Here is a 6,384-nt window from a genome sequence, read left to right on the forward strand (position 1 = left end):
AGAGCGCCTGCATGGCATGCAGGAGGTCAGGAGTTCAATTCTCCTTAGCTCCACAATCAGGATCCCGTCCTCATCAGAGGGCGGGATTCTTGCGTTCCCGGCGGCCCGTCAGCCTCCGGCGGCCTGAGCGCCCGCAGCTCGGCCGCCCGCTGCCGGCTCACCTCGTCGTCCGGTGTGTACGCGACGATCCTGCACTCCGGCATGCCGTTGATGGACAGCGAGACCGACGTCATCCGCAGCTCGCCGACCGCCTCGTGCCGGAAGGTCTTCACGCGCGGCCCTGGCGGCGCCACGTTTCCGCTCTCCCACAGCTCGGCGAAGTGCGCGCTCGCGGCGGACAGGCGGCGTATGAAGTCCTCCCAGGCGGGCTCGCCCACATGCCGCCCGTACGAACTGCGCAGCGTCGCCACCATCACCGGCAGCTCCTCGTCGCGGAAGACCAGCGGGCAGACGGGATCGGGCGCGATGAACAGCGTCCACAGGACGTTCGGCGCCCCGAAGGACTCCAGCTGGGGGACGAAGAAGAGATCGCGATAGGCGGGGTTGGTGGCGAGGATGTCGTACCGCGCGTTGTAGACCACCGCCGGGTGCGGGTCGAGGGCGTCGATGATGCCCTGGATCTCCGGGCCGACGGCTGCGGGGGATACGGTCCTGCGGACCGGCTCGTACGGCACCTCGGCCAGGTGGTACAGATGCTCGCGCTCCGCCCTGTCCAGGCGCAGCGTGCGCGCCACGGCGTCCAGGACCTGCGCGGAGGCGTTGATCGGGCGGCCCTGCTCCAGCCACGTGTACCAGGTCACGCCGACTCCGGAGAGCTGGGCGACCTCCTCGCGGCGCAGACCGGGGGTGCGGCGGCGCAGGCCCGGCGGCATGCCCACGTCGGCGGGCGTCACCCTGGCTCTGCGGCCCCGCAGGAATGCGGCGAGCTCCGGTCTCCGTCGCTGAGTCGTCGTCCCCATCCGCGTCTCATCCCCCGTCACGGTCACGTCCCCATCGTCTGCCCGGCGTCCGGGCTTTGCCAGGTGCTGTCAGTACCAGCATCAGCGGGCTCTCGTTACCCGTACCAACTCGCCCGCACGCTCGGTGCCATGACAACGACCTCTCCGTCCACCGCCATGGATCCCCCTGGCTCAAGTCCCGCATTCAGTAAAGCCCCCGGCACTGACAATCGCCCGGGCCGGGTGCTCGCGGTCGTCATCGCCGCGCAGTTCATGGCGCTGCTCGACGTCTTCATCGTCAACGTCGCCGCGCCCACCATCCGCAGCGAACTGGGCGCGTCGGGCGCCGGGTTGCAGCTGGTGATCGCCGGATACACCATCACGTACGCCGTGCTCCTGATCACCGGCGCGCGGCTGGGCGACCGCCTCGGGCACCGCCGCCTCTACCTCACGGGCCTCGCGGTCTTCACCGTCGCCTCGCTCGCCTGCGGACTCAGCCAGGGCACCGGCGAGTTGATCGCCTTCCGGCTGTTGCAGGGCGCGGGTTCCGCGCTCCTCATCCCGCAGGTACTCAGCCTGATCCAGCGCAACTTCACCGGCGAGGCGCGGACCAGGGCGCTCGGCGCGTACGCGGCCGTGCTCGCCGTCGGGGCCGCGGCGGGGCAGGTGCTCGGCGGAATCCTGGTCAGCGCCGATCTGTTCGGCACGGGGTGGCGTCCGGTGTTCCTGGTGAACGTGCCGGTCGGCGCGGTCCTGCTGGTCATGGCCGGACGCGTGCTGCCGCGTGACGCGTCCCGGCAGCCTGGTGAGCCGCGAGAGCCGGGGAAGCCGGGGAAGCAGGCGCGCGGCCTTGATCTGCCGGGGCTCGTGCTGCTCGGTGCCGCCGTCTCGCTGCTCACCGTGCCGCTGGTGCTCGGCCAGCAGGAGGGCTGGCCGCTGTGGTCCTGGCTCTCGCTGGGCTCGGCAGCGGTGCTCTTCGCGCTCTTCTGCGGCTACGAGTCCCGGCTCGCCCGCAGTGGCGGTGCGCCGCTGATCGCGCCGCGGGTCCTGCGCATTCCCGGCATGGGCCTCGCGGTCTTCCGGATCGCCGCGGTGATGGCGGTCAACGCGGGCTTCCTGTTCGTGCTCACGCTGCACGTCCAGGGCGGGCTCGGCTACAGCGCGCTGCGGGCCGGTCTGACGTTCGCGCCGACCGCCGTGGTCTTCGGCGTGGTCGGCCTGACCTGGCGGCGCTGGCCCGCGGTGCTCCAACGGGCACTGATCCCCGGCGGGTTCGTGCTCACCGCGGTGTCGTCGGTCGCGGTGGGTCTGCTGCTGCGGGACGGCGGCCAGGGCGGACCGTGGCTGTATGCGGCCTTCGTGGGCATCGGTGCGGGGCTCTCCCTCGGGTTCAGCCCCACGCTCACCCGGGCACTCTCCACGGTGCGGCCCGAGGACGCCGCCGACGCCAGCGGCCTCCTCTCGACGGTCGCTCAGCTCGGCCAGTTGATCGGCGTCGCGTGTTTTGGCGCACTTTTTCTCAACCGGCTTGAGTCGCAAGGGGCTCCGGGGGCGTATTCATCCGCGGACGCGCTCTTGGTGTGTGCATACGCCCTGGCCGGGGCGGCCGCACTGGGTGCCGTGTCCGGACTGGTACGACTGCGTCGCTGACCGGGTCGCTCGGGCCATGGCAGAATCGGACAGCCGGAAGGGGACCGCACCAGACCACCGAATGTGACCCGACGGGAGGGAGAGCGATGCCTGCGAGCATCCTCGATGAGGCCGCCGGCCTCGTCGCAGTGGCCGCGCCACGCCGCGCTGCCGCTCTCTCCGTTCCCGCTGTTCCGGCCGTTTCCGCTGTTTCTCCCCTTTCCCCCGTCCCCTCCGAGGCGATCACCCCTCTGCTCACCTGTCCGTCCTGCGGTTCGTCCCATGTCGCCCAAGTACTCGGCGACAACGGCGGTGTCTCGTACGTGTGCACGGCCTGCGGCCGCAGCTGGAGCTGATCGATGGGTGCACACAGGCGGAAGTGCGACTGGTGCGGCAGTGGTACGCCGATCGTCCGCGACATGGAACCGGTCAACCCGGACTATCAGTACTGGTGCGAGGAGTGCGCGCGGGCGCTGATCATAAAGGGCGACCCCATCGAGACGTACCGCGAGCTCGAAGGGGAGCCGATCTATGGCCGGCTGCTCGACGAACACTGCACGCTCAAGCGCTTCTACTCCTTCGCCACGGCTTGAGCCCCGGCAGCAGGAATGCCAAGGCGGTCGCCACGTAGAGGGCGGACAGCGTCATCTCGCCAAAGTTCTGGTCGAGTTCAAGCCGTCCCGTGCCATGGGGAACCCACCACAGGGCGTACGAGCAGAAGACGAGCGCCACGGCTCCGGTGGCCGCCCACCGCGCCCGGCCGCCCCGGCGCACCGCCTCCGTCCACAGGAGCAGCCCCATCGGTACGCACCACACCCAGTGGTGCGACCACGACACCGGGCTGACCAGGAGCGCCGTCGCCGCGCAGGCCACCGCGGCCCGTGCGTGCTCTTTGCGCAGCGCCGCGCGCACCGCCGCCGTGAGCCCGAGGACGCCTGCCGCCGCCGCGGCCGCCACCCACAGGGCGCCGGGTTCGCCGGTGTGCAGGAGCCGCGCGAGGACCCCGCGCAGCGACTGGTTCGCGGTGTCCTCGGCAAGCCCGACCCGGCCCGCCTCGAAGACCATCCGGGTCCAGAAGCGCCAGGAGTCGTACGGCAGGACGGCGGCCGAGACCAGCGTCACACCGGCGAACGTCACGGCCGCCACGCACGCGCGGCGGACGGGCGCGCGCCACTGACCGCCACGCGCTGCCTCGGCGGCCCCGGTGAGCAGCAGGAACACCGCGAAGAGCGCGGGTGTGAGCTTGACCGCCGCCGCGACGCCGATGCCGACGCCCGCCCAGCGGTGGCCGGGGCGCCGGGACAGATCCCACAGGACCAGGACGGCGAGCAGCAGATTGATCTGCCCGTACCGCAGGGTCGTCCACACCGGCTCCGCCCAGACGGCGAGCGCGGACACCCACAGGGCGGCCTCCACGCGCGCGTGCCCGGTGCTCGTGAGCGGCCCGTTGCTCGTGACCGGCCCGACGAGGCGGAGGGCGAGGTGTGCGAACGCCACCAGGAGGAGCAGGTTCCCGAGCGTCGCCAGCGTGCGCATGTCCGCCGTGTCCAGGAGCGTCAGCGGGGTGAACAGCAGGGCCGCGAACGGCGGGTAGGTGGTGGGCAGATGGGCCTCGGTGGTGCGCAGCGCGTAGAGGTCGCCGCCCGCGCGCACGGTCTCGCCCTCGGCCCGGTAGACCATCAGGTCGATCATCGAGACGTCCGCGGCGCGCTGCGCGAGCCAGAAGGCCGTGAAGGAGAGCAGGCATGCCCCGGCGGCGAGGGGCACGCGGCGGCGGGCGCCGGTAAGCGCGATCACGGTCACGAAGGCTGACAGTACCGCCCGTATCCGTACAGACCGGAAACGATTTGGTGGAGCACGGGGATGACCGTGTAATGTTGGCGAAGCCGCCGGGGGAACCGGGCGGACAAGCAAGGGGCTATAGCTCAGTTGGTAGAGCGCCTGCATGGCATGCAGGAGGTCAGGAGTTCAATTCTCCTTAGCTCCACAGGAAATGAGAGCGGGCCACCCGGATCGGGTGGCCCGCTTTCGTGTGTCCCGTGACTCCTTGCGTCTGGCTTCGCGTGTCTTCTGGCGGGTGACCCGGCGGATCAGCGTCCGCTGCCGAGCGCCCTGCGTCCGCGACCGCGGCCCGGCGGGAGCGCGAGCGGCAGCGCCGTGCGCGGCGCGGGCCGGGACGGGTCCTCCTCGATGCGCAGCGCGAGCGCGGGGCAGCGGCGTACGGCACGCACGGCACGCGCTTCGGAGTACCGCGGTACGGATGCTTCCGCCACCGAGGGGAAGCCGTCGGGGCCCAGCTGGATCAGCTCGGGGACGATGTCCGCGCAGAGTCCGTGGCCCTGGCAGAGCGTCCAGTCGACGGCGAGCCTGCGGCCGCTGGGGGCCTCGGCCTGCGACACCTCCTCCTGGAGCGGCAGGACGCCCTCCACGGGGCGGCCGCAGCCGCCGCCCAGGACGTGTGCGGCGAGGTCGTCCGTGAACGCCGAGATGCTGGATTCGATGAAGGCCGCGGTGCCGTCCGGGTGCTTGCAGGCGCCGCGTCGCTTCACGGCCCGTGTCACCTCGCGCAGCGCCTCCAAGGCGGTGGGGCCGCCGCCGTCCAGGACGTCCGCGAGGCCGCGGGCCGCCGCGGGAAGGCCCAGGTAGCAGGGGCCGCACTGGCCCGCGCTCTCGGACGCCAGCCAGTTCGCCACGTGCAGCGACTCCCCGAGCGGGCAGGTCGCAGGGCCGATCGGAAGGATCGCGCCCGCGCCGAGCGCGCCGCCGCAGGCCTCCAGGGAGGCGCGTGAGACGACCGCGTCATGAGCGGTGACCGCGTCGAGCCACTTGCCGTGATAGCCGCCCGTCAGGACGCCCTGGGGAAGCGGCGGTGCGCCGGCCAGCTGGAGGACGTACCGCAGGGGCACTCCCGTGGGGACCTCGACCACCATGGGGCGGGCGACGGCTCCGGAGACGGTGAGCAGTACCGTGCCGGGCTCCTCCCGCAGGCCGGTGCGGCAGTAGCGGTCGGGGCCGATCCGGGCGGCGACCGCGAGCTGGGCGAAGGTCTCCGCGTTGGACAGGAGGGTGGGGGCGCCGCCCACTCCGGAGTCGGAGGTGCGCACCTTGCGCCCCGGAGGCATCGGGGGGCCGCCGTCCGCGGAGCGCACCAGGGCCGAGGACTCTCCGGTCACCATGCGCACCGGATTGCGCTGCACGCGCGCGCGGATGCTCGATCCGCGCCGGTTGGTCAGGCCGCGCTCGGCGAGCGCGGCGAGCATCGAGGACTCGGTGGAGTCCCGGGTCACGCCGACGACCAGCGTGCGGGCGCCCAGCGCCTCGGCGGCAAGGAGGGCGCCGTCGAGGATGAGGTGCGGGGCGCGGTTGATCAGGACGGTGTCCTTGCGGCAGGCGGGCTCGTCCTCGCTGCCGTTGACGACGACCACGGGGCGCACGCCCCGGCGTATCGCCGCGTCGGCGACGGCGCGCAGCTTCTTGGCGAAGGGGAAGCCCGCGCCGCCCCTGCCGCGCAGCGAGATCGCCTCGGAGAGGCCGGCGAGGGACTCGCCCGCCATGGGTTCGAGCGGGCCGTGCACCTTGAGGTGCATCGCCAGGTCGAGGCGCTCGACCAGATCGAAGCCCGAGGTGAGGAGCGGAAGTCCGACGACGCGGACTTCGGGGACGTCGGGCAGCGACGCGTTCACTTGGGTCCTCCGGTAGCGGCGTTCCAGGGCTCGCCGGAGCTCGGCGCCTGGAAGGTGTGGGGCAGCGGTTCAGTGGCGGGGCCGCTGTCGTACGGGGCTTGGTAAGGGGCCTCGTACGGAGGGGTGTACGGGGG

At 72.1% G+C, this 6,384-nt stretch carries 6 protein-coding genes and 1 tRNA gene; 4 read left to right on the plus strand and 3 right to left on the minus strand.

Features of this window, described 5'->3' with window-relative positions; genetic code table 11:
* Positions 1-56: 56 nt before the first annotated feature.
* On the minus strand, positions 57-959 hold the full coding sequence (locus ACQKIP_RS36580; RefSeq protein WP_365857837.1) for a helix-turn-helix transcriptional regulator: 903 nt from the start codon (positions 957-959) through the stop codon (positions 57-59).
* Positions 960-1,088: 129 nt separating this feature from the next.
* On the opposite strand from ACQKIP_RS36580, the gene ACQKIP_RS36585 reads away from it, so the two are divergent.
* The 3 genes from ACQKIP_RS36585 to ACQKIP_RS36595 all read left to right on the plus strand — a co-directional run bounded on the left by ACQKIP_RS36585 (position 1,089) and on the right by ACQKIP_RS36595 (position 3,160).
* Positions 1,089-2,588, plus strand: coding sequence for an MFS transporter (locus tag ACQKIP_RS36585; RefSeq protein ID WP_365857839.1), 1,500 nt, complete (start codon positions 1,089-1,091; stop codon positions 2,586-2,588).
* An 86-nt stretch (positions 2,589-2,674) separates the two neighbouring features.
* A complete protein-coding gene (locus ACQKIP_RS36590; RefSeq protein WP_365857842.1) occupies positions 2,675-2,923 on the plus strand; it encodes a hypothetical protein in 249 nt (82 codons plus the stop codon).
* 3 nt (positions 2,924-2,926) lie between these two features.
* Positions 2,927-3,160 (plus strand): hypothetical protein, encoded by a 234-nt coding sequence (locus tag ACQKIP_RS36595; RefSeq protein ID WP_016643127.1) that lies wholly within the window; start codon positions 2,927-2,929, stop codon positions 3,158-3,160.
* Here ACQKIP_RS36595 and ACQKIP_RS36600 read toward each other — a convergent pair.
* Positions 3,129-4,370, minus strand: coding sequence for a glycosyltransferase 87 family protein (locus ACQKIP_RS36600; protein WP_365857846.1), 1,242 nt, complete (start codon positions 4,368-4,370; stop codon positions 3,129-3,131). The genes ACQKIP_RS36595 and ACQKIP_RS36600 overlap by 32 nt on opposite strands.
* Before the next feature lie 111 nt (positions 4,371-4,481).
* Here ACQKIP_RS36600 and ACQKIP_RS36605 point away from each other — a divergent pair.
* Positions 4,482-4,554, plus strand: a tRNA-Ala gene (locus ACQKIP_RS36605).
* A gap of 103 nt (positions 4,555-4,657) precedes the next feature.
* Here ACQKIP_RS36605 and ACQKIP_RS36610 read toward each other — a convergent pair.
* On the minus strand, positions 4,658-6,250 hold the full coding sequence (locus ACQKIP_RS36610; RefSeq protein WP_365857848.1) for an NADH-ubiquinone oxidoreductase-F iron-sulfur binding region domain-containing protein: 1,593 nt from the start codon (positions 6,248-6,250) through the stop codon (positions 4,658-4,660).
* Positions 6,251-6,384: the final 134 nt, after the last annotated feature.

The sequence above is a fragment of the Streptomyces sp. NPDC059900 genome (assembly GCF_050270335.1).
Taxonomy (GTDB): domain Bacteria; phylum Actinomycetota; class Actinomycetes; order Streptomycetales; family Streptomycetaceae; genus Streptomyces.

Coding starts and splice junctions, on each gene's coding strand:
- ACQKIP_RS36580 (WP_365857837.1), bottom strand. CDS start 959: ATGGGGACGACGACTCAGCGACGGAGACCGGAGCTCGCCGCATTCCTG.
- ACQKIP_RS36585 (WP_365857839.1), top strand. CDS start 1,089: ATGACAACGACCTCTCCGTCCACCGCCATGGATCCCCCTGGCTCAAGT.
- ACQKIP_RS36590 (WP_365857842.1), top strand. CDS start 2,675: ATGCCTGCGAGCATCCTCGATGAGGCCGCCGGCCTCGTCGCAGTGGCC.
- ACQKIP_RS36595 (WP_016643127.1), top strand. CDS start 2,927: ATGGGTGCACACAGGCGGAAGTGCGACTGGTGCGGCAGTGGTACGCCG.